27 protein-coding genes are annotated in these 23308 nt (G+C 58.8%); 10 read left to right on the top strand and 17 right to left on the bottom strand.

Going from position 1 to position 23308, the window contains the following annotated elements; all coding sequences use genetic code 11:
- Positions 1 to 25: 25 nt before the first annotated feature.
- Positions 26 to 979, bottom strand: a complete 954-nt coding sequence (locus G5149_RS14185) for a ketopantoate reductase family protein (protein ID WP_421212707.1) — start codon at positions 977 to 979, stop codon at positions 26 to 28.
- A gap of 200 nt (positions 980 to 1179) precedes the next feature.
- On the opposite strand from G5149_RS14185, the gene G5149_RS14180 reads away from it, so the two are divergent.
- Positions 1180 to 1662, top strand: coding sequence for a YajQ family cyclic di-GMP-binding protein (locus G5149_RS14180; RefSeq protein ID WP_005338634.1), 483 nt, complete (start codon positions 1180 to 1182; stop codon positions 1660 to 1662).
- A 107-nt stretch (positions 1663 to 1769) separates the two neighbouring features.
- On the opposite strand, the gene G5149_RS14175 is transcribed toward G5149_RS14180, so the two are convergent.
- The 5 genes from G5149_RS14175 to G5149_RS14155 all read right to left on the bottom strand — a co-directional run bounded on the left by G5149_RS14175 (position 1770) and on the right by G5149_RS14155 (position 6635).
- Entirely contained in the window at positions 1770 to 2612 is an 843-nt protein-coding gene (locus G5149_RS14175) for an outer membrane protein OmpK (protein ID WP_421212705.1), read from the bottom strand.
- A gap of 156 nt (positions 2613 to 2768) precedes the next feature.
- On the bottom strand, positions 2769 to 4148 hold the full coding sequence (locus G5149_RS14170; RefSeq protein WP_421212703.1) for an AmpG family muropeptide MFS transporter: 1380 nt from the start codon (positions 4146 to 4148) through the stop codon (positions 2769 to 2771).
- Between the two features lie 173 nt (positions 4149 to 4321).
- Positions 4322 to 4897, bottom strand: coding sequence for a peptidylprolyl isomerase (locus G5149_RS14165; RefSeq protein WP_337073776.1), 576 nt, complete (start codon positions 4895 to 4897; stop codon positions 4322 to 4324).
- A gap of 2 nt (positions 4898 to 4899) precedes the next feature.
- Entirely contained in the window at positions 4900 to 5484 is a 585-nt protein-coding gene (locus tag G5149_RS14160) for a YajG family lipoprotein (RefSeq protein ID WP_005343685.1), read from the bottom strand.
- Between the two features lie 17 nt (positions 5485 to 5501).
- Positions 5502 to 6635 (bottom strand): methyltransferase, encoded by a 1134-nt coding sequence (locus tag G5149_RS14155; protein WP_216979342.1) that lies wholly within the window; start codon positions 6633 to 6635, stop codon positions 5502 to 5504.
- A 203-nt stretch (positions 6636 to 6838) separates the two neighbouring features.
- Here G5149_RS14155 and G5149_RS14150 point away from each other — a divergent pair, with 203 nt between their 5' ends.
- The 9 genes from G5149_RS14150 to nqrM all read left to right on the top strand — a co-directional run bounded on the left by G5149_RS14150 (position 6839) and on the right by nqrM (position 14718).
- Positions 6839 to 7153 (top strand): BolA family protein, encoded by a 315-nt coding sequence (locus tag G5149_RS14150; RefSeq protein ID WP_227341207.1) that lies wholly within the window; start codon positions 6839 to 6841, stop codon positions 7151 to 7153.
- A 451-nt stretch (positions 7154 to 7604) separates the two neighbouring features.
- Positions 7605 to 8948, top strand: a complete 1344-nt coding sequence (locus tag G5149_RS14145; protein WP_005343681.1) for a Na(+)-translocating NADH-quinone reductase subunit A — start codon at positions 7605 to 7607, stop codon at positions 8946 to 8948.
- Between the two features lie 3 nt (positions 8949 to 8951).
- Positions 8952 to 10181 carry an NADH:ubiquinone reductase (Na(+)-transporting) subunit B gene (locus G5149_RS14140; protein WP_005343679.1) on the top strand — a complete coding sequence of 410 codons (1230 nt, stop codon included), beginning with the start codon at positions 8952 to 8954 and terminating at the stop codon, positions 10179 to 10181.
- Entirely contained in the window at positions 10171 to 10959 is a 789-nt protein-coding gene (locus tag G5149_RS14135) for a Na(+)-translocating NADH-quinone reductase subunit C (protein ID WP_005343676.1), read from the top strand. Before G5149_RS14140 ends, G5149_RS14135 begins: the two co-directional genes overlap by 11 nt.
- Positions 10952 to 11584, top strand: a complete 633-nt coding sequence (locus tag G5149_RS14130; RefSeq protein WP_005343673.1) for an NADH:ubiquinone reductase (Na(+)-transporting) subunit D — start codon at positions 10952 to 10954, stop codon at positions 11582 to 11584. Before G5149_RS14135 ends, G5149_RS14130 begins: the two co-directional genes overlap by 8 nt.
- Positions 11585 to 11587: 3 nt before the next feature.
- Entirely contained in the window at positions 11588 to 12184 is a 597-nt protein-coding gene (gene nqrE, locus G5149_RS14125) for an NADH:ubiquinone reductase (Na(+)-transporting) subunit E (RefSeq protein ID WP_337073774.1), read from the top strand.
- A 32-nt stretch (positions 12185 to 12216) separates the two neighbouring features.
- A complete protein-coding gene (nqrF, locus tag G5149_RS14120; protein ID WP_005343670.1) occupies positions 12217 to 13440 on the top strand; it encodes an NADH:ubiquinone reductase (Na(+)-transporting) subunit F in 1224 nt (407 codons plus the stop codon).
- Positions 13441 to 13443: 3 nt separating this feature from the next.
- Positions 13444 to 14484, top strand: a complete 1041-nt coding sequence (locus G5149_RS14115; protein ID WP_337073773.1) for an FAD:protein FMN transferase — start codon at positions 13444 to 13446, stop codon at positions 14482 to 14484.
- Positions 14485 to 14493: 9 nt separating this feature from the next.
- A complete protein-coding gene (gene nqrM, locus G5149_RS14110; protein WP_216951909.1) occupies positions 14494 to 14718 on the top strand; it encodes a (Na+)-NQR maturation NqrM in 225 nt (74 codons plus the stop codon).
- Positions 14719 to 14793: 75 nt separating this feature from the next.
- Here nqrM and G5149_RS14105 read toward each other — a convergent pair whose 3' ends face one another.
- From G5149_RS14105 to G5149_RS14055, 11 genes are read right to left on the bottom strand one after another with little or no spacing between them, the layout of a single operon-like run.
- The gene (locus G5149_RS14105; protein ID WP_337073772.1) at positions 14794 to 15333 is read right to left on the bottom strand and encodes a DUF3833 domain-containing protein; all 540 of its coding nucleotides are present in this window, start codon (positions 15331 to 15333) and stop codon (positions 14794 to 14796) included.
- A gap of 14 nt (positions 15334 to 15347) precedes the next feature.
- Positions 15348 to 15890 (bottom strand): chalcone isomerase family protein, encoded by a 543-nt coding sequence (locus tag G5149_RS14100; protein ID WP_216979345.1) that lies wholly within the window; start codon positions 15888 to 15890, stop codon positions 15348 to 15350.
- Positions 15847 to 16068, bottom strand: coding sequence for a TIGR02450 family Trp-rich protein (locus G5149_RS14095; protein ID WP_005338671.1), 222 nt, complete (start codon positions 16066 to 16068; stop codon positions 15847 to 15849). Before G5149_RS14095 ends, G5149_RS14100 begins: the two co-directional genes overlap by 44 nt.
- Complete coding sequence (locus tag G5149_RS14090) at positions 16065 to 16541, bottom strand: DUF2878 domain-containing protein (protein ID WP_337073771.1); 477 nt, start codon at positions 16539 to 16541, stop codon at positions 16065 to 16067. Before G5149_RS14090 ends, G5149_RS14095 begins: the two co-directional genes overlap by 4 nt.
- A gap of 2 nt (positions 16542 to 16543) precedes the next feature.
- The gene (locus G5149_RS14085; RefSeq protein WP_144714836.1) at positions 16544 to 17800 is read right to left on the bottom strand and encodes an SAM-dependent methyltransferase; all 1257 of its coding nucleotides are present in this window, start codon (positions 17798 to 17800) and stop codon (positions 16544 to 16546) included.
- Positions 17800 to 18582: a DUF1365 domain-containing protein gene (locus G5149_RS14080; RefSeq protein ID WP_216979347.1), complete on the bottom strand. Its 783-nt coding sequence runs from the start codon at positions 18580 to 18582 to the stop codon at positions 17800 to 17802. The genes G5149_RS14085 and G5149_RS14080 overlap by 1 nt, the downstream gene beginning before the upstream one ends.
- Entirely contained in the window at positions 18579 to 19838 is a 1260-nt protein-coding gene (locus tag G5149_RS14075) for an NAD(P)/FAD-dependent oxidoreductase (protein WP_107682467.1), read from the bottom strand. The genes G5149_RS14080 and G5149_RS14075 overlap by 4 nt, the downstream gene beginning before the upstream one ends.
- Positions 19835 to 20569, bottom strand: coding sequence for an SDR family NAD(P)-dependent oxidoreductase (locus tag G5149_RS14070; RefSeq protein ID WP_216979348.1), 735 nt, complete (start codon positions 20567 to 20569; stop codon positions 19835 to 19837). The genes G5149_RS14075 and G5149_RS14070 overlap by 4 nt, the downstream gene beginning before the upstream one ends.
- On the bottom strand, positions 20566 to 20994 hold the full coding sequence (locus G5149_RS14065; protein ID WP_139410959.1) for a nuclear transport factor 2 family protein: 429 nt from the start codon (positions 20992 to 20994) through the stop codon (positions 20566 to 20568). The genes G5149_RS14070 and G5149_RS14065 overlap by 4 nt, the downstream gene beginning before the upstream one ends.
- Before the next feature lies 1 nt (position 20995).
- Complete coding sequence (gene phrB / locus G5149_RS14060) at positions 20996 to 22417, bottom strand: deoxyribodipyrimidine photo-lyase (protein WP_216979349.1); 1422 nt, start codon at positions 22415 to 22417, stop codon at positions 20996 to 20998.
- Positions 22414 to 23301: a MerR family transcriptional regulator gene (locus tag G5149_RS14055; protein ID WP_216979350.1), complete on the bottom strand. Its 888-nt coding sequence runs from the start codon at positions 23299 to 23301 to the stop codon at positions 22414 to 22416. Before G5149_RS14055 ends, phrB begins: the two co-directional genes overlap by 4 nt.
- Positions 23302 to 23308: the final 7 nt, after the last annotated feature.

The following is a 23308-nucleotide window of genomic DNA, read 5'->3' as shown; positions in this document are numbered from 1 at the left end:
GCTGCTTGCTCTGCCATGTAAAAGATCAGACGGCCTGGCTCTTCTCTTTGATCGCCTGATAGAGACCCTGATTGACCGGTACGGCAATGCCATGCCGGGCAGCCTTGGCCAACAGGAAGCCGGTGATGGCCTCAATCTCGGTCTCGCGTCCCAGCTCCATATCCTGATGCATGGAGGAGTAATTGTCAGCGGTCAGCTCCACCACTGTCATCACCCGACGCTGCAACTCTTCGGCTGTGGTTGCAATCCCTTCGGCACACATCACATCCGCCACTTCCACGCAGATTTGCTGCAGGGCATCGGCAAAACGGGGACCAGCCAGCTCGCCATTTTTCAGCTTGTAGAGAGCCGTCAGGGGATTGATGGCACAGTTGATAGCCAGCTTTTGCCACTGGCGCGTCAATATCTGCTCATCCCAGCCAGCCTGGCCCAGTGCCAGCGCCAGCTCATCCGCGAGCGCGGCGTGGGCCTTGGCTGCGTCGTTGATCGGGCCAAGCCAGGTTTCACCCTTGCCAGTATGACGGAAGACAAAATGGCCGCACTGCATGGCGCCATGGCTGGTGACACCGGCAATCACCGGATTGTGCGGGAACATCTCGATCACCTGCTCGGCAATGCCCATCCCGTTGTGCAGCAAGACGATCGGCACGCCGGCATCCAGCTTACCCACCAGCGGCGTCAGTGCGGCAATCACCTGACTGGCCTTGGTCATCACCAGCAGACGCTGGATCTTGCCGGGTTTGCTGACAAATCCGCGCTCGATATTGAGCAGCTGGACATGCCCCTCCAGCGAGGTGAAATCGATCCCCGGATGGAGCGTGGACTTATGATGTTCGCGCAACAAGACACGGGTGGATTGACCACTCTGGGTCAGCAGGGAGGCAAAAACGCCGCCGAGGGCGCCACAACCCAACAGTGACCACTTCGGAGTAACGGGTGGAATAACGGGCTGTCGGGAATTTTTTAATCCGCTTGGCATGGTGTGACTCTGTCAGGGTAAGGGTTGCAATCCTCTCAACCTGTTACCGGGGATAAGTGAAGATGTCGCTGGTGGACACTAACGGGTCCACCCGTCCTGTGCGCAGGGGATTCTAGCAGAGCAACCCCATCAAAATCAGCAAATTTGCCCGTTTTCTGGTAGATTTGCCCCCCGATAACGCAACATGAGGAGCTCCGGCTATGCCGTCATTCGATATTGTCTCTGAAGTCAAAATGAACGAGGTGTTGAACGCTGTCGACAACGCCAATCGTGAACTGGCCACCCGTTTCGATTTTCGTGGGGTAGAAGCCAGCTTCGAGTTGAACAAGGAAGAGGTAAAACTGGAAGCCGATGCCGATTTCCAGCTCAAGCAGATGGTCGAAATCCTGCGCGGCGCCCTGCTCAAGCGCAACATCGAAAACAGCTCCATGGAAGTGGGTGACTCGGTTCACTCCGGCAAGCGTTTCCACCTGACCGTCAAATTCAAGCAGGGGATCGAGAAAGAGATCGCCAAGAAGCTGGTCAAGCTGATCAAGGACTCCAAAATCAAGGTACAGGTCGCCATCCAGGGTGATGAAGTACGTGTCACCGGCAAGAAGCGTGACGATCTGCAAGAGACCATGGCACTGGTCCGTGGCGCCGAACTGGGTCAACCGATGCAGTTCCAGAACTTCCGCGACTGATTTATCCACTCAGCCGTGGCGCACTTGATGACTCGCGCCACGCTATCTAAATCGCGGCCATAAAAAAACCGGAGCAAATGCTCCGGTTTTTTGTTCCCCAAGTTTTATTAGAACTTGTAGGTAACAGAGAAGTAGTGGCTGAAGCCGGTGCTCTTCCACGGGGTACCGTCGTAGGCTTTGGAGCCATCTTTGGTACCGTAGGCATCCATGAAATACTTCAGGCCATAACCAACCGCGTAGCGATCGGAGTGCCAGTAGATACCGTGGAAGGTAGCCAGGTTGTCGCTGGTACGGTCAGCACGGTCATGGGTATCCAGGCCGAATTGATAATCCAGATAACCCTGGTAGGAGACAAAGCTGCCGTTGCCGAAGGTATAGAAAGGCTTGAACCAGTTCATGGAGAACTGATAACCGTTCCACTCACCTTCTTCTTCGGTGAAGAACTGGTTCTCGGTGGAGTGACGTGCATACAGGTTCATGCCAACCTTGCCAAACCAGGGAACCATCACATCGGCACCCAGACCCAGCTGGTTTTCCATCTGCTTGTCACCAACGTTGTTCAGGTTGGCAATGTAAAGCTCTTGCACAGGACCAAAGGAGAGATCTTTACCTGTCAGCGCATCCAGAGACATACGCGGTGCAAACTTCATGAACAGGTTCTGACCATGGTGTTTATTGCTGTGACGGGAGTCGAAAATATCGAATACGTCGACGTAACCGTACAGGTCAAACAGGCCGGAGCGACCACCGAACTCCATTTCAAAATAGGTATCGTTGTAGTCCTCTTCACCGGTAGTGAAAGGACGCTGGTCGATAGTGTGCATTACGTTGAACTGCATCCACTTGTAGTCATTCTTGTGGATGTCACCGCTGTAGTCAGCAGCAAAGGCCGGAGTAGCGGCGGCAGCCAGCAGACCGGCAGCGATCAGAGTCTTGGTAAATTTGGCCATTTTATTGGTCTCTTGTGCGTTAGTTGAGGTTTTCCGTAGCCTGCCCACAAGGAGCGAGAGGAATTCTAATCAAATAAAATTGGGGGTGAAACAACTTCTCGGGAACTTTATCCGGAAGTGTGAATCTAATCACCCCCGATTCTACGCAAACGCTTGCTATTTGTCAGCATCTGAGAACAACTCACTCCCCTTGCGGGCGACCAGCACAATCAACAACAACACAGGCAAGCCCAACAGACTGGTGCCGACGAAGAAAGCACTGTAGCCAATCTGCTCCACCACCTGTCCCGAAAAACCGGCTAGCAACTTGGGCAGCAACAACATCACCGAGCTGAACAGGGCGTATTGCGTCGCTGAAAACGCCACATTGGTCAGGCTGGACAAATAGGTGACAAACGCCGCAGTGGCGATGCCGGCGCTGAGGTTATCCAGCGAAATAATCAGGGTCAGCAGCTCGAGATTATGGCCAACCTGATTGAGCAGAGCGAACAGCAGATTGGTGCTGGCGGTGAGCAGCGCCCCCAGAAACAGGATCCGCAGCGTGCCAAACCGCATCACCAGCACGCCCCCCAGTGCCGCCCCCACTAGCGTCATGATAACGCCAAACACCTTGGTGATAGTGGCGACTTCGGTCTTGCTGAACTGCATATCCACATAGAAGCTGTTGGACATCACCCCCATCACCACATCCGCAATCCGATAACAGGCGATAAGCAACAGGATCAGCAGCGCCGAGCGACCATAGCGGCGAAAGAAGTCGGCAAACGGACTCCAGACCGCCTCATAACCCCATGCTCCGGCACTTGCCAAGGGAGCGGGCCACCCCTTTTCCTGCAGCAGTGCCTTGCGCTCAGCCTGTTGCCTGCCCTGACCGGCCAGATCGATATCCGGTTCATGGCAGAACAGGGTGGTAATCATCCCAAGCGACATCAGACCGGCCATCACCAGATAAGTGATCTGCCAGCCACGATAGTCATAGCCGCTGTTGCTGCCAAACCAGGCTGCCAGCGCCAATGCGCCGGCACCGGCGATGATCATCGCCAACCGGTAGCCAGTCATGTAGGAGGCCGCCATCGCAGCCTGCAGTCGCTCGGGCGCGGATTCGATGCGATAGGCGTCGATCACGATATCCTGAGTCGCCGAGGCAAAGGCCACCAGCAGGGCGAACAAGGCCAAATGAGTCAACCCGCTCTTGGGATCACAAAACGCCATCCCTACCAACGCAGCCGCGATCAATAGCTGGGAGAAGAACATCCAGCTACGACGACGCCCCAACAGGGTAGAGAGCAGTGGCAATGGCATACGATCCACCAGCGGCGACCACAACCATTTAAAGCCGTAGGCCAGCGCCACCCAGCTCATGTAACCGATATCGGTCAGGCTGACATCTGCCTCGCGTAACCAGAATGAGAGGGTGCCAAATACAAGCAACAGCGGCAGACCCGATGAAAAGCCCATGGCAAAGAGAATGAGTACTCGAGCTTCGAGATAAACGGCTAGCGATTCCCGCCAACTCGGTGTGCGGATCATATTCAACTACCTGACGACTTTGGAAAAGTGCGTCATTTTGGCAGGTTGATGACAGATAGCCAAGGCAGGTAAGGAGATAGGCGCAAGAAGCCTGGCCAGAGAAAAGGCCCATCCCGGAGGGGATGAGCCTTGTATTGTGGCCTGACGAGTGCGAAGTGACGCACTCTGTCTGGCGAGAGTTACTTGCCCGCTTTCTTGTCTGTCGGGGTTTCTGCCAGTAATACCACCTTCTTCAGAATGATGGGGCTGGTCGGCACATCGTTGGCACGCAGAATGGGGCTGTAACCGGTCTGAACCTGGGCCAACTTGTCCAGCACTTCCATCCCCTGCACCACCTGGCCGAACACGGTATAACCCGCAGAGCCACCGGCGTTGAGGTTATTGTTGTCGACCAGATTGAAGTAGAACTGGCGAGTGGCACTGTCGACTGCCTGGGTGCGGGCCATGGCGATGGTGCCGCGCTTGTTGGGCAAGCCACCGCGAGACTCGTTGACCACCGGCTCATAAGTTGGCAGTTGCTGGAACTGCTGGTTGTAGCCCCCACCCTGCACCACGAAATCCTGGATCACCCGATGGAAGATGCTGCCGTCATAGCTGCCATCAGCCACGTAGCGCAGGAAGTTTTTCACCGTCTGGGGCGCCTGCTTGGACGCCAGCTCCACCACGATATTGCCGTGGTTGGTCTCCATTCTGACTTTCGGACCCGCGAACGCCAGCGGGGCGATCAACATGGCCAGCAACCAGAGTTTTTTCATCATCAGACCCCTGCGCCGTTCGGTTGACCTTTAAGGTAACCGCGCAGCGCCTCATCGGCCATGATCTGCTGCAGCACGCTACCCAGTTGCAGGTTCAGTGTAGACTCGAGATCGGCCATGCTTGGCTCGCTCGGGCTCTCCTTGCTGGAGGACATGTTGAACTGCTTGGTCAGACGGTTACCCTGGAAATCGGCGATCACCTGCAGGCTGACACGGGACTTGGTGACATAGGTAAAGGTCTTCTCTTCCACATTGACCGCGGCACTGGAGATCACCAGCGTCAGGTTGGTGGTACCACTGTTGCCCACTTCCAGACCCTGACTACGCAGTCCTTCCGCCAGCCGTTCGGCCATCAGCAGATTGAGCGGGCGCTCGCTGTTGACCAGCACCGGCGCTTTCTCCTTGTGTTTGATGGAGAAGACATAGGCAGCCTCACGCTTGTCTACCCCTTCCATGGTGATGCGATTGCCAGAGTAATATTGCTGGTTGGCGGGGATCACCTGCGGATTGAGCAGCGCCGTCTCCGGCCAATGAGTGGCACACCCGCCCAGCATCAGGGCGGCCAGCAGCAAGAGTGACTTTTTCATCATGGTTTCCTTTGGCTTTAGCGTTTGATGGCTTTCAAAATAACGAATTTGCTGTTCGACGCAACGACTTGTGCGTTGGCAAACAAGCGCTTGAGTTTGTTGTGATAGTCCAGATGACGGTTGCCTACTATCCAGAGTTCCCCTCCGCGAGGCAACACCCGGTGCGCATCACTGAACATCTGCCAGGCGATATGATCGGTGATCGCCTGCAACTGATGGAAGGGGGGATTGCAGAGGATCCGATCCGCCGAACCGACCGCCACCCCGTCGAGACAGTTGTTGACCATAAAGCGGGCTCGCGGCAGAGCATCAGGCAGATTGTGCTCGACGTTGAGCTGTGCCGAGGCAACCGCCATATAGGATTCATCGATAAAGGTCACCTCCACCTCGCTGTCTTTGGCGAGCAGCGACAGACCCAGCACCCCATTGCCACAGCCCAGATCGATCACCTTGCGGGCACTGTGGATGGGCAGATTGTCCAGCATAAAGCGGGCACCAATATCGAGACTGGTGCGCGAGAAGACATTGGCATGGTTGTGGATGAGCATGCCACTCCCCTCCAGCGGCCACACGGTCGGGAAGGGGTTGGCCAGCTCGGGTTGCCCGGCCTGCGGCTCGCAGTGAATGAGGCGCGCCTTCTTCCAGGCCAGCGAGGTACGGGTAGGCCCCAGATACTTCTCGAACAACTTGAGGGTGGAGGTATGAATATCCTTCGCCTTGCCGGCAGCGATAACGCGGGTTGCCGGTGTCACCACCTCCCGCAGCGCCAGCAGTTGCTGCTCCAGCAGTGCCTGATATTTGGAGACCTTGATCACCACCAGCGCAGGAGCATCGGGCAGCGGCGCCAGCGCATCCTGCAAGCGGATACCACCCGCATCCAGTCCGTTTTCGGCCAGATTGGCCAGGGTCGCCCGCTCACTGATGTAGGAGTCGGTGACGCAGCAGGGGGAGTGCGGATGCAGATAGGCGGCCAGCGCGCCAAAACCGTCATTCATGATGATGACGGGGCCCGCCTGCTCGAGGGGGGACTCCGCCAGAGTGTTGATCAGATATTCGTCAGCTGCATCCCAGGCTTGCAGGGTCTCCTGACTCTGGCGTGGGTAGCGGTAGAGCGTGAGTCGGCAATGGGGAGTGTCGAGAAGGGTTTGCATAAGAAGAGTCCAACCTCGGCTTCATTCATGGATACAGGCGCCAGGTGCGACGCAAAGTGGCGCTATTCTAGCGAGGAGCAGGAATTTCACCAGTTCGGAGCGTGCCAATGAACGGATAGCAGGTGATTTTCCTTTTGCGGGGGCTTATTCCACACCCAGACAGCCGATAGAATGGTCCGACATTCACTCTGGAAGCTGATCCTATGACTATCCAACAACTGATTGAAGCCAAGCTGACGGCAGCCCTCTCCCCCACTCTGCTGGAAGTGATCAATGAGAGCCATATGCATCGCGTGGAACCGGGCTCAGAGAGCCACTTCAAGGTGGTGATCGTCAGCGAACAGTTTGCGGGTCAGCGCCTTCTCTCTCGCCATCGTCAGGTCAACGCCATCCTGGCAGATGAGCTGGCCGGCGCTGTCCATGCACTTGCACTGCATACCTACACGGCAAGCGAGTGGCAGGAGAAGGGTAAGGCACCACGCACACCAGCTTGTGTAGGCAACCCCTCGCACTCCTGATCGGCTGGCTGTCACCCATTGCGCTGCCCCACCGCCCTATGGGTGACAAACACACAAAAATTAAACAAAAAGCCGCCAGCCTGCTGATCCTGACAACCATAAATAGGTATTTAATTCAGTTTTCCCTAGAAGCTGAGTCACAGCCTTACACAAACATACCCACATTGGGGTATTAAAATAAAAAAACCTTTAAAACCACAGCTTACAAGGAATTCAGGGGTTATTCATTGCAGGTTAATTTTGTGATGACGCAGGGATTTTGCCTATTTGGCATGGCAGAAAATGGGCCTTAAGTGGTAGACTCAAGCGCTTTTGAGTGACCTCGCATGTTGAATAATTGTTGAGCCTGACCACCCGGCGCAGCCACAACAGCGACTCATTCAACCACCCGTCGTGATGTATTTCTCGGCGCTAACCAACCTCTCTTCCCGTAACGGTAGTGCAATTAAGTATGATTACAATCAAAAGAGGACTGGACATCCCCGTGCTGGGTGCGCCAGAGCAAGTAATCTACGATGGCCCCGCCATCACCCGTGTTGCTACACTGGGCGAGGAGTTCGTGGGGATGCGACCTACTATGTTCGTCAAAGTAGGTGATCGCGTCATCAAAGGTCAGGAGCTCTTCGAAGACAAGAAGAATCCCGGCGTTAAATTCACGGCCCCCGCCACCGGCGTAGTTTCAGAGATCAACCGTGGAGCCAAACGTGTGCTCCAGTCTGTGGTCATCGACCTCGACGGCTCCGATGAGCAGGTGACCTTCGAGCATTTTGCCTCTTCCGAGCTGGCCAAGCTCGAGCGCAGCAAGGTGCAAGAGATCCTGGTTGCATCAGGCCAGTGGATCGCACTGCGCACTCGCCCGTTCAGCAAAGTCCCTGCGGTAGGCTCAGCCCCGCGCGCCATCTTCGTGACCGCGATGGACACCAACCCGCTGGCCGCCAACGCAGAGTTGATCATCAAAGAGCAGTCTCAGGCGTTTCTAGACGGTCTGGCCGTGCTGACTCGTCTGACCGACGGCACCGTCTATGTCTGTAAAGGCGAAGGCAGCCTGCCCCACTCTCCGCTGGCTCAGGTCAAAGAAGAGATCTTCGTCGGTCCGCATCCTGCCGGTCTGCCTGGTACCCATATCCACTTCCTGGATCCGGTCAGCAGCACCAAGGTGCAGTGGCACATCAACTATCAGGATGTGATCGCGTTCGGCAAGCTGTTCACCACCGGCCAGATCTATACCGACAAGGTGATCGCGCTGGCTGGCCCGAACGTGCTCAAACCGCGTCTGCTGCGTACCCGTCTGGGTGCCTGCATCAGCCAGCTCACCAACAATGAGCTGCGTGCCGATGAAAACCGCGTCATCTCCGGTTCCCTGCTGAGCGGCGCCAAGGCTGATGGTGTTCACGACTATCTGGGTCGTTACCACAATCAGGTCTGTGCACTGGGCGAGGGTCGTGAGAAAGAGTTCCTGGGCTGGATCAACCCCAGCGCCAACAAGTTCTCCATCACCCGCACCACCCTCTCTCACCTGATGAAGGGTCGCCTTATCAACTTCACCACCACTACCAACGGTAGTGACCGTTCCATGGTGCCTATCGGCAACTATGAACGGGTGATGCCACTCGACATCCTGCCTACCCTGCTGCTGCGGGATATGGTCTCCGGCGATACCGACGGTGCGCAAGCACTGGGTTGCCTGGAGCTGGATGAGGAAGATTTGGCCCTCTGTACTTTCGTTTGCCCCGGCAAGACCGAGTACGGCCCTATCTTGCGTGAGTGCCTGACCAAGATTGAACTGGAAGGTTAAGCGATGAGTTTCAAGCAACTTCTTGAAAATATGGAACATCACTTCGAACCGGGTGGAAAGTACGCCAAGTACTACGCCCTGTTCGAAGCGGCGTATACCCTGTTCTATACCCCGGGTACCGTTACCCGCAATGCCGCCCACGTCCGTGATGCGCTCGATCTGAAGCGCATGATGATCATGGTGTGGCTGGCCGTGTTCCCGGCCATGTTCTGGGGCATGTACAACGTTGGCAACCAGGCCATCGCCGCCATTGCCCACATGGGCTCGGCAGCCGGTGCCAGCAGCTGGCAATATGCCCTGGCCACCATGCTGGGTGCCTCCCTCGATCCGGCTGTTGCCGGTATCGGCAGCAAGATGCTGATTGGCGCCACCCACTTCTTCCCGATCTACATCACAGTCTTCTTTGTCGGTGGTTTCTGGGAAGTGCTGTTCGCCATGGTGCGCAAGCACGAGATCAACGAAGGCTTCTTCGTGACCTCCATCCTGTTTGCCCTGATCGTGCCGCCCGAGCTGCCCTTGTGGCAAGCTGCTCTGGGCATCACCTTCGGTGTGGTAATGGCCAAGGAAGTGTTCGGTGGTACCGGCAAAAACTTCCTGAACCCTGCGCTGGCTGGTCGTGCGTTCCTGTTCTTCGCCTACCCGGGCCAAATCTCCGGTGACGCAGTCTGGGTTGCCGTTGATGGCTACTCCGGCGCAACCGCGCTGAGCCAGTGGGCTCAGGGCGGCCAGATGGCGCTGATCAACGGTGCCACCGGTCAGGCTATCAGCTGGATGGACGCTTTCCTTGGCAACCTGCCGGGTTCCATTGGTGAAGTCTCTACCCTGATGATCCTGCTGGGCGCAGCCATGATCGTCTACATGCGCATCGCCTCCTGGCGCATCATCGCCGGCGTGATGGTCGGTATGATCGCCACTTCCCTGCTGTTCAACGTCATCGGTTCCGATACCAACCCCATGTTCAACATGCCGTGGCACTGGCATCTGGTACTGGGTGGCTTCGCCTTCGGTATGGCCTTCATGGCGACCGACCCCGTCTCCGCCGCCTTTACCAACAAGGGCAAGTGGTGGTATGGCGCCCTGATCGGCGTGATGGTCGTGCTGGTTCGCGTGGTCAACCCTGCGTTCCCGGAAGGCATGATGCTGGCCATTCTGTTTGCAAACCTGTTTGCTCCCCTGTTTGACCATTTCGTCGCTCAGGCAAACATCAAGCGGAGGATTGCTCGTGGCGTTTAATAAAGACTCAACATTCGGCACCATCAGCGTGGTCACCGGCCTCTGTCTGGCCTGTTCCATCGTGGTATCCGTTGCTGCCGTTGGCCTGCGTTCTACCCAAGAGGAGAACAAGGCGCTGGATAAACAGAGCAATATTCTCTCCGTAGCCGGCGTGGACATCAGCGATGTAGCCAAGCGCGATCTGGCCAAGCTGTATGGCGACAAGATCGAAGCCCGTCTGGTGGATCTCGCCACCGGTAACTTTGTTGACGGCGATGCCGACAACTTCGATACCAAACAGGCGGCCAAAGATCCGGCGCAAAACATCCGTCTGGCTGCTGCCGAGGACAAGGCTGGCCTGCGCCAGATCTCCAAGCTGGTTCCGGTGTTCTTCGCCAAGGATGCCGATGGCAAGATCGACAACATCATCCTGCCCATCTACGGTCAGGGTCTGTGGTCTACCATGTATGCTTTCGTCGCCGTTGCCGCTGATGGCCAGACTATCAAGGGCATCACCTACTATGACCACGGTGAAACCCCGGGTCTGGGCGGTGAAATCGAGAATCCGGCCTGGCGCGAGCTGTTTGTTGGCAAGAAGCTGTTCGATCAGGATGGCATGCCGGCGCTGCGCGTCATCAAGGGTCACGCTCCGGCGGGCTCCGAGCACGAGATCGACGGTCTCTCCGGCGCCACCCTGACCGGTAACGGTGTACAGCATACCTTTGACTTCTGGATGGGTCCAAAGGGCTTCGGTCCTTTCCTGGCCAAGGTTCGTGCAGGAGAAATCAACAATGGCTGACAAGAGCGAAATGAAAAAGTTGCTGTTGACTCCAGTGCTGGGCAACAACCCCATCGCCTTGCAGGTGCTGGGTGTCTGTTCCGCACTGGCGGTTACCAGCCAGATGAAGACAGCGTTTGTAATGACCCTTGCGGTCATGGCGGTCACCGCCTTCTCAAACCTGTTCATCTCCCTGATCCGCAACCAGATCCCGAACAGCGTGCGGATCATTGCCCAGATGGCGATCATCGCCTCGCTGGTTATCGTGGTTGACCAGGTGCTCAAGGCGTATGCCTATGACATCTCCAAGCAGCTGTCGGTCTTCGTCGGCCTCATCATCACCAACTGTATCGTGATGGGCCGCGCCGAAGCCTATGCCATGAAGAGCGCGCCGCTCCCCTCCTTCCTGGACGGTATCGGTAACGGTTTGGGCTATGGCGCCATTCTGCTGAGTGTCGCGACCGTGCGTGAAGTGCTGGGCTCCGGCACCTGGTTCGGCATCGAGCTGCTGCCGCTGGTGAACAACGGTGGCTGGTATGTACCCAACGGCCTGCTGCTGCTGCCGCCGAGTGCATTCTTCATCATTGGTCTGATCATCTGGGGCGTGCGCACCAAGGATCCCAAGCAGGTGGAGGCGAAGGATTAAGGTATGGAACATTATCTGAGTCTGTTGATTCGTTCGATTTTTATCGAAAACCTGGCACTCTCCTTCTTCCTGGGGATGTGTACTTTCCTGGCAGTGTCCAAGAAGGTAAAGACCTCCATGGGTCTGGGTGTTGCCGTTATCGTGGTGCAAACCATCGCCGTACCGGTCAACAACCTGATCTACAACTACGTGCTGAAGGCCGGAGCCCTCTCCCCTGACCTGGATCTGAGTTTCCTGAGCTTCATCACCTTTATCGGGGTGATCGCGGCGCTGGTGCAGATCCTGGAGATGGCGCTGGACAAGTACTTCCCGGCTCTCTACAACGCCCTGGGTATCTTCCTGCCGCTCATCACCGTGAACTGCGCCATCTTCGGTGGCGTCTCTTTCATGGTGCAGCGTGACTACACCTTCGTGGAGTCTGTGGTCTACGGTGTAGGCTCAGGTGCAGGCTGGATGCTGGCGATCGTTGCGCTGGCGGGTATCCGCGAGAAGATGAAGTACTCCGATGTTCCGGAAGGCCTGCGTGGTCTGGGCATCACCTTCATCACCGCCGGTCTGATGGCGCTGGGCTTCATGTCCTTCTCTGGTATCTCCCTGTAATCGGCTTTCCTGCAATCAGAAAGGAACGATAGATGGAAATTATTTTGGGTGTGGTCATGTTTACCGTGATCCTGCTGGCACTGGTGGCAGTCATTCTGTTCGCCAAGTCCAAGCTGGTGACCGCGGGCGACGTGACAATCAGCATCAATGGTGACCCGGCCAAGGCTGTGACCAGCCCGGCCGGTGGCAAGCTGCTCGGCGTACTCGCCGGCAACGGTATCTTCGTCTCTTCCGCCTGTGGCGGCGGTGGCTCCTGCGGCCAGTGCAAGGTACGGGTGAAATCCGGTGGCGGCGACATCCTGCCGACCGAACTGGATCACATCAGCAAGGGCGAAGCCCGTCACGGCGAACGTCTTGCCTGTCAGGTCACCGTTCGTGGCGACATGGACATCGAACTGCCGGAAGAGATATTCGGGGTGAAGAAGTGGGAATGTACTGTTATCTCCAACGATAACAAGGCCACCTTCATCAAGGAGCTCAAGCTGCAGATCCCCGATGGCGAGAGCGTGCCGTTCCGCGCCGGTGGTTATATCCAGATCGAAGCGCCGGCTCACCACGTTTACTACAAGAACTTCGATATTCCCGAGGAGTATCGTGGTGACTGGGATCGCTTCAAGATTTTTGATCTGGAGTCCAAGGTCGATGAGCCGATCATCCGTGCCTACTCCATGGCCAACTATCCGGAAGAGTTCGGCATCATCATGCTGAACGTGCGTATCGCCACACCGCCCCCGAGCAACTGGACTGCCCCTCCGGGACAGATGTCCTCCTACATCTTCAGCCTGAAGCCGGGTGACAAGGTGACCATCTCCGGTCCGTTCGGTGAATTCTTCGCCAAGGATACCGATGCAGAAATGGTCTTTATCGGTGGTGGTGCGGGTATGGCGCCTATGCGCTCCCACATCTTCGACCAGCTGCGTCGCCTGAAGTCCAAGCGCAAGATGAGCTTCTGGTACGGTGCCCGTTCCAAGCGCGAGATGTTCTATGTCGAAGACTTCGACATGCTGGCGGCCGAGAACGAGAACTTCACCTGGAACGTCGCCCTGTCCGATCCGCAACCGGAAGACAACTGGGATGGCTACACCGGCTTCATCCACAATGTGCTCTACGAGAACTATCTCAAGAACCACGAAGCGCCGGAAGATTGCGAGTTCTACATGTGTGGACCTCCCGTGATGAACGCAGCCGTCATCAACATGCTCAAAGATCTGGGCGTTGAAGACGAGAACATCCTGCTGGATGATTTTGGTGGTTAATCCATGAACAGCGTTGTAAAAACCTGGCTAGCCTTCGGGCTAGCCTTTTTCTTGACAGGGTGCGGTCAGGAAAGCACGGTCCAGTCGAAGCCGGAGATCCATATCACCGGCAGCACCATGGGCACTTACTACTCCATCAAGGTGGCGGACAACGTCATCAGCGATGCGGCCAAGTTTCAGGCCGAGGTCGACGTACTGCTGGAGCGAGTCAACGATCAGATGTCCACCTATCGTCCCGATTCCGAACTGTCGCGCTTCAACCAGCACCACAGTTCGACACCGGTAGTGGTATCTCGGGACACGGCTCGGGTCATAACAGAAGCCATTCATATTGGCCGTGAGAGCCAGGGGGCGCTTGACGTCACCGTCGGCCCCTTGGTCAATCTGTGGGGCTTCGGTCCGGACAAGCGACCGACCAAAATACCATCGGAGGAGCTGATCACCCAGACCCGTCAGAAGACCGGCCTGGGCAACCTGCACATCATCACTTCGGTCGATGCCGATACCCTGCAAAAGGATATTCCCGACCTCTACGTTGATCTATCCGCCATTGCCAAGGGCTTTGGTGTCGACAAGGTAGCCGAGTATCTGGAGTCTCTGGGTGCGCGCAACTATCTGGTAGAGATCGGCGGCGAGCTGCGGATCAATGGCGTCAACGGCAAGGGACACCCCTGGCGCGTTGCCATCGAGAAGCCAACCGCCAATGCCGGTTCGGTGCAGGAGGTGATCGTTCCGGGTGACAACGGGGTGGCCACCTCGGGTGAATATCGTAACTACTATGAGATGGATGGCCAGCGCTTCTCCCACACCATAGATCCACGCACCGGCAAGCCGATCCAGCACCGCATGGTGTCGGTCACCGTGATCCATCCCTCCTGCATGACCGCAGACGGGCTGGCGACCGTATTCATGGTCATGGGACCGGAAAAGAGCCTGGCCTATGCCAAAGAGCGTGGTCTGGCGATCTTCGTGATCACCAAGACGGACAACGGCTTTGAAGAGGCCTACTCCGATGCGTTCAAACAGTATCTGGTCAGGAAATAGGGAGGATAGATGCAGGTTTTTCTGATCACCTTCGGGGTATTCATGCTGGTGATAGCCGCCATGGCTATCGGCTATATCTTCCAGAAAAAATCCATCTCCGGCTCCTGTGGCGGTCTGGGGAGCGTTGGCATCGAGAAAGAGTGCGATTGCCCGGAACCCTGCGACAATCGCAAGAAGAAGATGGCCAAGGAAGAGGCCCGTCGCAAGATGCTGGAAGAGAACCGCATCATCTGATGACCCTGATTTCTCGATAAACAAAAGCGCGCTGGTGGCGCGCTTTTTTATTGGCTTTCATGCAGTGTAGGCCGGTCATAATTTTCGCTCGATATAGAGGATCACCTCCCCCAAATGGATGCCGAACTTGCTGATAGCGGCGCGATTGATCAGTCGCTCCTCATCCAGCAGATACATCCAGTCATCGAAGCTCACCCGCACCACCTCGCCATCCGGCAGCGCCAGATCGAGCTGATAACGCCAGTTGAGGGCAAACCCTTGGCTTTTACCTACCGCCTCTCCCACCACATCGGAAGCGGTACCGCGCCAGTGACCATCAGCCCCCTTGCTCAGATACCAGGTTCGGGTCTGCTGGCGGCCATCGTCAAAGTAGAACTGCTCGAACAGCTCTCCCTTACCGTTCTGCCAGCGCCCCACCATCTCCACCCGAAAGCGACTGGTCACTTCGCCGCTGCGGTCGGTCACCAGGCCGTGAGCCACCAGCTTGCCGTTGAAGAAACGGGCGAGATCCCAGTTTGGCCCCTGCCCCCGATAGTCATCGAGACTGGCACCACAGCCGCTCAGCAACAAAAAAGGGATCAACAGTAACCAGCGATATGCACGATAGAAAGACATCAGGAGCTCCATGTTCAGGGTTGGCCACGCAGGCGGCGGGTCAGGGCAGGATCGCGGCTATTGTCAGCCAGCCAGATGGCGAGAAAAGCGGCCGAAAAATGTGGATCGGCCAGAGTGCCGAGGGGTTTTTCCTGCCACCAGAAGTGGCCTGCACCGCCCTTGTCGACATAAAAGGTGAGCTTGTCGCCCGCCTGCACATCAGGCCAGAGTGCAGCGAGCTGGCCGAGCCAGCGCTGACGCTCGGCGTCAGTGCCAAGACCTAGCCGCTGCCACTCGGCGGCGGTGGCGCTCAGCAGATCTTCCCGCTCGATGGGTCTGGCATAGGTGAGAGTCAGAGCCTGTGGATAGTGACCGGGCTGATAGCGCCCGCTCACGCTGTAGAGGGTGGCATCGTAGAGCTTGAACCATAGCCAGTTCATCTCCCCCTGCCCGACCGGGCGCAACTGCTGCCAGGGGGCGGCAGAAGCCTGCACCGCGGTTGCAGCAAAGAGCGCAAACGCCAGCAGTCGCGGGTTAATTCCACCCCATATGCCAGTGGTTGGGGTCTTCCAGTTCATGCCAGTCCATCTCCTGTTCCTGCAGGGTGTTGATATCCTGCATCACCACCTGCACCAGCTGCCCCTGCGCATCCCGCTGGCAGGCAACCACCAGATAGAAGCGATCAGTCAGCTCATGCTGGCTCTCTTTGGTCCATTTGGAAAAAAGCAACGAGTCGGTCGAAAAGGTGTTTGTCATGACTCACCCTCCAGCTTGACCATTACCCACAGGAGTACGGGTAACCACCACATCCAGATCACTGCCAGCAGCGCCGTACTGATCCAGATGCCCCAGGGTAAGTTTACTGCCCCCATGGCAGCCCCCGCCACATAGGAGGAAGCACCGCCAACTATGCCAAACAGCGCCTGCTGCCAGCGAGGCAAGCGCAGCAGCCAGCGCATACCGTGGGCCAGCGTCAGGGCAAAACCGAGCCAGAGCAGCACCAGCCAGAGGGGAAAACCGGACGGGAAACGGAACAGGCCGAGCTGCCAGAGCAGAGCATCCAGCAGACAGCCGGCAACCGCGATGGGAAGCAGCCGCCAGTCACGCTGGCGGCTGGGTGAGAAGAGAAAGTGCAGCAGCAACATTGCCAGCAGCGGGCTCGGCTGCTGCCACTTCACCGCCAGCAACCAGTAGAGGTTGAACCCCAGCAGGTGAGCCCACTGCCACATGGTCAATGACCGCTTACTGGCACATCACCCGACCAGCCAGCGGGCCCCGGCTTGGCGGCCTCCAGTTGCACCAGACTGATACTGCGCTCCCAGAATCCCCCCTCGCAATAGGCAAAGTAGAAGTGCCACAGCCGGATGAAATCCTGGCTGTAACCGAGCTTGGGCAGCTCGGGCGCCAGCGCCAGAAAGCGATCGCACCAGTGAGCCAGGGTGCGGGCATAGTGATGGCCGTGATCGTGCAACCGTACCAGTTGCATGTCGGTCTCCCGCGCCAGCAACCCCGCCATCTGGGAGACGCTGGGCAGGCAGCCACCGGGGAAGATGTAACGCTGGATAAAATCGACCCCGCGCAGATACTGGGCGTGGCGCTGATCGGCGATGGTGATGGCCTGAATGAGCAGACGGCCACCGGGTTTGAGCAGCCGCGACAGCTGGCGGAAATAGTCGGGCAGGAAGGCGTGGCCCACCGCCTCTATCATCTCGATGGAGACCAGCTTGTCATACGTCCCCTCCAGCTTGCGGTAATCCTCCAGCAGCAAGGTGATGCGATCCCCCAGCCCCTCCCGCGCAATCCACTCCTTGGCATAGTCATGCTGGGCCCGGGAGATAGTCGTGGTGGTCACCCGGCAGCCATAGTGGCGGGCGGCATAGACAGCGAGGCCACCCCAGCCGGTACCGATCTCCAGCAGATGATCGTCAGGCCCCAGCTCCAGCCGCTCGCAGATGGTGCGCAACTTAGCTTGCTGACCCTCTTCCAAAGTGGCCTCGGCGCTCGGGTAGATGGCGCTCGAGTACTGCATATGGCTGTCGAGAAAGCCCTGATAGAGGGTATTGCCGAGATCGTAGTGGGCGGCGATGTTGGAGCGCGAACCGGTCAGGGTATTGCGGTTGAGCCAGTGGCGCACCTTGTTGAAGGGGAAGCTGAGCCAGCCGAGGCGCCGTTCGAGGGAGTCGAGCAGGGTCAGATTGCGGGCCAGCAGCCGCACCAGCGCCACCGGATCCGGGCTGGTCCAGAGTCCCTCCACCCAGGTTTCTCCGGCGGCAATGCTGCCCCCCAGCAACAGGCGACGATAGAAGGTCGGATCCTGCACCACCAGTTCGGCATGCAGATCGGTACCCGCGACGCCAAAGCTGTGGCGCTCACCGCCATCCCGCAGCAGCAGCTGGCCATGTTCGAGGCGACCCAGCAGATTGAGCAGCAGTTGTCTTGCCCCCTTGTCGATGAAAGAGGCAGAGAGGGTTGATTGAGCAAGTTCCATTAGCGGCTCTCCGGATGGGTAAAAATCGGGGTTCGTTTGATAAATAGACGCAGGGCCTGCCAGTAGATCCCGAGCAGCACCTTCATGGTCATCCATGGCCAGCGGGCCAGCAGGGCCACCAGCCCCTTGCGCGACAAGGGTTCGCGAGTGAGCGCCAGGGTTGCGTCAAACAGCTTGGCTTCACCGGATACGGGATGACTCTCGATATGGATCAGGGTCTCCTGCACGGGCGGCCTGATCCGCCAGTGATAACGCATCGCCAGCCCCATAAAGGGGGAGACGTGAAAATCCTTGTCATGGGGTGCCAGCGCCGCCAGATCCAGCAGGTAGTAGTGACGCTCGTTCCAGGGGGTGTTCGACACCTCTGCCAGCAGATAGCGCGCCTCGCCCTGCCGGTAGCAGAAGTAGAAGTTGACCGGGCTGAAGTAGAATCCCAGACAGCGCACGTTGCCGAGCAGCAGTACCCGCCCCTCGGGGTCGGCATCGCCACCCAGCTCGCTCACCTTATGCCACACCGCCTGCTTGAGGCACCCCTCGCTGCCTTTGAGATAGTCGTCGCGGTGAAACGAGAGCAGCCCAGCTCGCTCAACCCCGAACCAGCGCCCCTGATCGAGCTGCGGCAGCTCGTCGAGATCCAGCCCCAGCATAAAGAGGCTGTAGGAGAAGGCGTGAGCCCGCGGCGCAAAACGGCGGTGGCGTACCGAGCCCTGCCAGATGGCGCTGGTGACGCCAGCCAGTTCGTCGGCACGCTCATGTTCGGTGGCCACTGTGGCGCCGTTCATAGCTCGGCCCCGAAGCGCCTGGCGACGTCCAGCGCGCTGCGTACCCCATCCTCGTGGAAGCCGTTGTACCAGTAGGCGCCACAGAAGTGGGTGTGCTGCTGGCCGCAGATCTCCGCGCGGCGCTGCTGGGCGGCGATGGAGGCCTGATTGAACACCGGATGGTGATAGACAAAGCGGCGCAGCACCTTGCTCTCATCCACCTTGCCCTTGGGATTGAGGCTGACGCAGAAGGGCTCCGGCGAGTTCACCCCCTGCAGGATGTTCATGTTGTAGCTCACCAGCGGCCGCGCCTCGTCGTTGCCATCGAGCTGATAGTTCCAGCTGGCCCATGCCTTGCGGCGGGTGGGCAGGCAGCGGGCATCGGTATGGAGCCAGACATCGTTGGCCTGATAGGGCATGTCGCCGAGAATAGCCTGCTCCCGCTCGCCGGGATCTGCCAGCAGCGCCAGCGCCTGATCGCTGTGGCAGGCGAAGATCACCTCGTCAAACCGCTCCTCGCCGTAACTGCTCTGGATCACCACGCCATCCGCGTCCCGCCGTACGCTCTGCACCGGACAGGCGAGGCGGATCTGCGACTGCCAACCCGCGGTAAGGGGGCCGATATATTCCCGCGAGCCGCCCGGGATCACATACCACTGGGGACGATTGGCCACATCGAGCAGGCCATGGTTGGCAAAAAAGCGCAGGAAGAAGCCAAGGGGGAAGGCGCGCATATCGGCCAGGGTCGATGACCAGATCGCCGCGCCCATCGGCAAGATGTAGTGGCGGGCGAAGTAGTCGCTAAACTCCCCCGCCAGCAAAAAATCCCCCAGAGTCAGCTCGGGGCCAGCCCCCTGATGCTGACCATCCGCCAGCCAGGCCCGCGCCTCCCGGTTGAAACGCAGGATCTCGGCAACGAAGCCGTAGAAGCGCGGGCTCAACAGATTGCTGCGCTGGGCAAACAGGGTGTCGAGGTTGTGGCCGTTATACTCCAGCCCCTCCGGGCTCTTCACCGAGAAGCTCATCTCGGCCGGTTGGCGCGCCATGCCGATCCGCGCCAGCAACTTCAAGAAGTTGGGGTAGGTGCGATCGTTGAAGACGATAAAGCCGGTGTCGATGGCATAGCTGCGGCCAGCCTGATTCACATCGACGGTCGCTGTGTGGCCGCCCAGGGTCGGCGCCGCCTCGAACAGGGTTATGTCATGGAGTTTGTGGAGCAGAAAACCGGCGGTGAGCCCCGAGATCCCTGAACCGACGATGGCGATCTTTTTCTTCATGAATGGCTTCCTTTCGATACGAGTGCGCGGCCAAGGCGCAGCCAGAGCCCCACCGGCAGCGCACCAAGCAGGCGCAGCAACCAGATGAAACGGCGGGGAAAGTGGATCTGGTGACGACCAGCGGTCAGCCCGTCCATGATGGCGCGAGAGGCATGCTCCACCGTCACCAGACAGGGCATGGGAAAATCATTTTTGGCGGTGAGCGGCGTCTGGACAAAGCCGGGGCGGATCAGGGTCACCCCGATCCCTTTGCTGGCCAGATCGAGGCGCAAGGTATTCGCCAGATAGTCGAGGGCAGCCTTGGAGGCGCCATAGGCCTCGGCCCGAGGCAGCGGCAGCCAGCTCACCGACGAGCTAACGATGGCCAGCCGTGACCCAGCCCCGAGCAACGGCAAGAAGGCGGCCAGCGCATGGCTGGTGGCGGTCAGATTGGTCTCAATCACTCGGGCAAACAGCGCGCTGTCAAACCCCTCCGCCACATCCATGTACTCGCAGTTGCCTGCGTTGAGGATCAGCAGATCGAGGGATGGCAGCGTAGCAGCCACCCCGCTCATTGCGGCCAGATCCCGGGCATCGAACTGCAGCGGCGTCACGCCATCCAGCCCCAGCGCCTGCAGCCGTTCGCCATCGCGGCCACAACCCCACACCTGCCAGCCGGCGCGCCGGTAATCCAGCGCCAACTGGCGACCTATGCCGGAGGTCGCGCCTGTGATAAGCACTCGGCCGCTCATGCGCCAAGCCTCATCTTGATGGTGCGAACCACTGGCCCGAGCAACGGCAACTGCTCGTAGAGCATGGCGCCCAGGTCAAAATAGTCCCTGTGCTGGCACACCTTGCCCGCCTCGTCGAATTCGAGGCGGGTGGCCCCCTCCACCGTCACCGGCTCACCACCACGCAATCTGGGGTGAGAGAAGGTCATGGTCCAGCCGAGCCAGGCCTGTGGCCCCTGCTGCTGCTGACTGGTGATGACGAAACGGCAGTAGGCGAGACGCTGATAGAGGGCGGCAAAATAGTCGCCAAGGGCCGCCAGCCCCTCGATACGGTGAGCCGGATCGATAAAGACCACCTGTTCGGCATAGACCTCGGGCAAGCGGTGCAACTGCTGTTTGTCCAGTTGTTGATAGAGGCCAATAAAGCGGGCCAGCGGCTCGTTCATCCTATTTCTCCAGAGAGCGAAACATCTCGATGGCTCTCACCCGGGCAATGGCGTGATCCACCATGGGGGCCGGATAATCCTGCCGCCTCTTGAGCCGTAGCCAGTCGTGGGGCTGATGCACGTAAGCGGCGGGAATATCGGCCAGTTCAGTTACCCAAGTACGGATAAACTCCCCTTGTGGATCAAATCGTTGCCCCTGAGTGGTGGGGTTGAAAACCCGAAAGTAGGGTGCCGCATCGGCACCGGTGCCCGCCGCCCACTGCCAGCCACCGTTGTTGGCTGCCAGATCCCCGTCGATCAGTCTACTCATGAAGTAATCCTCCCCGAGCCGCCAGTGGATATGGAGATCCTTGGTAAGAAAACTCGCCACTATCATCCGCAACCGGTTGTGCATCCAGCCGGTGGTGTTGAGACAGCGCATCGCAGCATCGACGATGGGGTAGCCAGTGCGCCCCTCGCACCAGGCGGCGAAGGCATCCGGATCCCAGCTCCACGGCAAGGCTGCCGTCTCTGGTTTGAAGGGGCGATTCATGGAGAGAGTCGGGATCAGCAGCAGCAGGTGGCGATAGAACTCGCGCCAGATGAGCTCATTGAGCCAGACAAAGCCGGGCTGGGCCTTGGACTGGGGCCGGTAGCCAAGGCGCTGCTGGAGCGCCGCCACACACTGGCGCGGGCTGATGATGCCCGCAGCCAGATAGGGGGAGAGCACGGACGTGCCCGCGATGGCTGGAAAATCACGCTGTTCGCCATAGTCAACCACGGCACGCTCCAGAAAAATGTTCAAACGGCGCAGAGCTTCTGCCTCCCCCACTGGCCAGCGGGGATCCGCCGTCAGCTCGCCGAGAGCCTCATCAACCCACGCACGTTCGGCCAGCGGCTGCCACGGCAACGGCTCGCCACGCGGTGTCGGCGCCCGATGAATGACAAAACCATCCTCGTCGAGAGCCTTGAGCCAGGCACGGCTGAAGGGGGTGAAGACTTTGAACATCTCCCCTGACCCGGTCAGCACACGCCCCGGCGGCAACACGCAGCAGCCGTTGAACCAGTGACAGCTCACCGCCTGCTCTGCCAGTGCGGCAGTGACGGTGTGGTCACGACGCAGCTCATCGATCTCGATGGCTTGATTGGCGTAGAGCTGGGTTACGCCCAGCTCGCGGCAAAGATCTGCCAGCGCTGCTGGCACCTCGGCAAAGGTCTCCACTCGCAGCAGATGAAGCGGGATGCCGAGCGCCGCCAGCTCGCGGCCCAATTCATTCACCTGCGCCAACATAAAGCGCTGACGGATGGGGGCCATTTTGTGCTGCTGCCACTGGGTGGGGGAGATGATAAAGAGGGCGGCGACCGGCTCATCACCAGCGCAGGCATGCCGCAGCGCGGGGTTGTCGGCAAGGCGAAGATCATTGCGAAACCAGACCAGTTTCATGATTCTTTCCTCCCGCGTCCGCTGGTGCCAGCAGCATCTGGGGCATCCGCCATCAGCTCGGCAAGGCTCGCCTGCCAGCCATGGGCTTTAAGCCACTCATCGTCGTAGAGGCGCCCCAGCTCACCAAACAGGCGCGTGCCGGCGGGCCAGCCGGTAGCCAGCTCCTGCTTACCGAGCCCTGCCCCCAGCAGCACCAACCAAGGGGTGGCAGCACGTCCCTCAAGCAGGCTGGCATGGCGGGGCTCCACCGCCCCCAGCAGTTGCACCTCATAACCCTGACCGATCAGCTCGTAAGCAGCCCACACCAGATCGAGGGGGCCAACCTGTCCCCAGCTCGCCAGCGTAATCGGCACGCCCTTCTCCTGCTCGATCAGGTGGCGGGCGAAGCGGGTATGGAGCCAGCCCAGCCACACCTGTTGCAGCAACTCGCCATCCGGCCGCTCGCGCCACAACCCCAGCAGCCGCTCCACAAGCGGTTGCAGTATCCGGCTGCGCACCAGTTCGAACGGATAGCTAGCCAACAGATCGCTGAGCTCGGCCTCCGCCTTGCGCTGATTGAAGGCAAGCAGTGCCTGACTGAACTGCTCCAGGGTCTGCTGCCAGTGATCGCTCACTGGCTCGGAATGGGGTTCACTCAAGAGCCCCTTCACCTGCCCGATACTCACACCCCGCTCCAGCCAGCTCAGGATCTCGCCGATTTGGCGGATATCCTGCTCGCTGTAGAGGCGGTGGCCCTTTTCGGTGCGGGCCGGTTGCACCAGACCATAGCGGCGCTGCCAGGCACGCAGGGTCACGGCGTTGACGCCGGTGAGACGGGAGACCTCGCGAATGGGGTAGATCCCCTCATCAGCCAGAGGAGCAACTTCTTGCGATAAATCAGACATGACAACG

It is taken from the genome of Aeromonas sp. 600479 (assembly GCF_049175515.1).
Classification (GTDB): Bacteria; Pseudomonadota; Gammaproteobacteria; order Enterobacterales; family Aeromonadaceae; genus Aeromonas; species Aeromonas veronii_A.
The sequence above is the reverse complement of the archived record's forward strand: the minus strand, read 5'-3'. Positions and strand labels throughout refer to the sequence as shown.

Bases quoted from the DNA above. Each gene is read 5' to 3' on its own strand.
- G5149_RS14055 (WP_216979350.1), bottom strand. From the start codon at position 23,301: ATGTCTGATTTATCGCAAGAAGTTGCTCCTCTGGCTGATGAGGGGATC.
- G5149_RS14080 (WP_216979347.1), bottom strand. From the start codon at position 18,582: ATGAACGGCGCCACAGTGGCCACCGAACATGAGCGTGCCGACGAACTG.
- G5149_RS14175 (WP_421212705.1), bottom strand. From the start codon at position 2,612: ATGGCCAAATTTACCAAGACTCTGATCGCTGCCGGTCTGCTGGCTGCC.
- G5149_RS14155 (WP_216979342.1), bottom strand. From the start codon at position 6,635: ATGCAAACCCTTCTCGACACTCCCCATTGCCGACTCACGCTCTACCGC.
- G5149_RS14180 (WP_005338634.1), top strand. From the start codon at position 1,180: ATGCCGTCATTCGATATTGTCTCTGAAGTCAAAATGAACGAGGTGTTG.
- G5149_RS14075 (WP_107682467.1), bottom strand. From the start codon at position 19,838: ATGAAGAAAAAGATCGCCATCGTCGGTTCAGGGATCTCGGGGCTCACC.
- nqrM (WP_216951909.1), top strand. From the start codon at position 14,494: ATGCAGGTTTTTCTGATCACCTTCGGGGTATTCATGCTGGTGATAGCC.
- G5149_RS14070 (WP_216979348.1), bottom strand. From the start codon at position 20,569: ATGAGCGGCCGAGTGCTTATCACAGGCGCGACCTCCGGCATAGGTCGC.
- phrB (WP_216979349.1), bottom strand. From the start codon at position 22,417: ATGAAACTGGTCTGGTTTCGCAATGATCTTCGCCTTGCCGACAACCCC.
- G5149_RS14150 (WP_227341207.1), top strand. From the start codon at position 6,839: ATGACTATCCAACAACTGATTGAAGCCAAGCTGACGGCAGCCCTCTCC.
- G5149_RS14100 (WP_216979345.1), bottom strand. From the start codon at position 15,890: ATGAACTGGAAGACCCCAACCACTGGCATATGGGGTGGAATTAACCCG.
- G5149_RS14105 (WP_337073772.1), bottom strand. From the start codon at position 15,333: ATGTCTTTCTATCGTGCATATCGCTGGTTACTGTTGATCCCTTTTTTG.
- G5149_RS14095 (WP_005338671.1), bottom strand. From the start codon at position 16,068: ATGACAAACACCTTTTCGACCGACTCGTTGCTTTTTTCCAAATGGACC.
- G5149_RS14085 (WP_144714836.1), bottom strand. From the start codon at position 17,800: ATGGAACTTGCTCAATCAACCCTCTCTGCCTCTTTCATCGACAAGGGG.
- G5149_RS14165 (WP_337073776.1), bottom strand. From the start codon at position 4,897: ATGAAAAAACTCTGGTTGCTGGCCATGTTGATCGCCCCGCTGGCGTTC.
- G5149_RS14115 (WP_337073773.1), top strand. From the start codon at position 13,444: ATGAACAGCGTTGTAAAAACCTGGCTAGCCTTCGGGCTAGCCTTTTTC.
- G5149_RS14130 (WP_005343673.1), top strand. From the start codon at position 10,952: ATGGCTGACAAGAGCGAAATGAAAAAGTTGCTGTTGACTCCAGTGCTG.
- G5149_RS14145 (WP_005343681.1), top strand. From the start codon at position 7,605: ATGATTACAATCAAAAGAGGACTGGACATCCCCGTGCTGGGTGCGCCA.
- G5149_RS14090 (WP_337073771.1), bottom strand. From the start codon at position 16,541: ATGTGGCAGTGGGCTCACCTGCTGGGGTTCAACCTCTACTGGTTGCTG.
- G5149_RS14185 (WP_421212707.1), bottom strand. From the start codon at position 979: ATGCCAAGCGGATTAAAAAATTCCCGACAGCCCGTTATTCCACCCGTT.
- nqrE (WP_337073774.1), top strand. From the start codon at position 11,588: ATGGAACATTATCTGAGTCTGTTGATTCGTTCGATTTTTATCGAAAAC.
- G5149_RS14160 (WP_005343685.1), bottom strand. From the start codon at position 5,484: ATGAAAAAGTCACTCTTGCTGCTGGCCGCCCTGATGCTGGGCGGGTGT.
- G5149_RS14140 (WP_005343679.1), top strand. From the start codon at position 8,952: ATGAGTTTCAAGCAACTTCTTGAAAATATGGAACATCACTTCGAACCG.
- nqrF (WP_005343670.1), top strand. From the start codon at position 12,217: ATGGAAATTATTTTGGGTGTGGTCATGTTTACCGTGATCCTGCTGGCA.
- G5149_RS14065 (WP_139410959.1), bottom strand. From the start codon at position 20,994: ATGAACGAGCCGCTGGCCCGCTTTATTGGCCTCTATCAACAACTGGAC.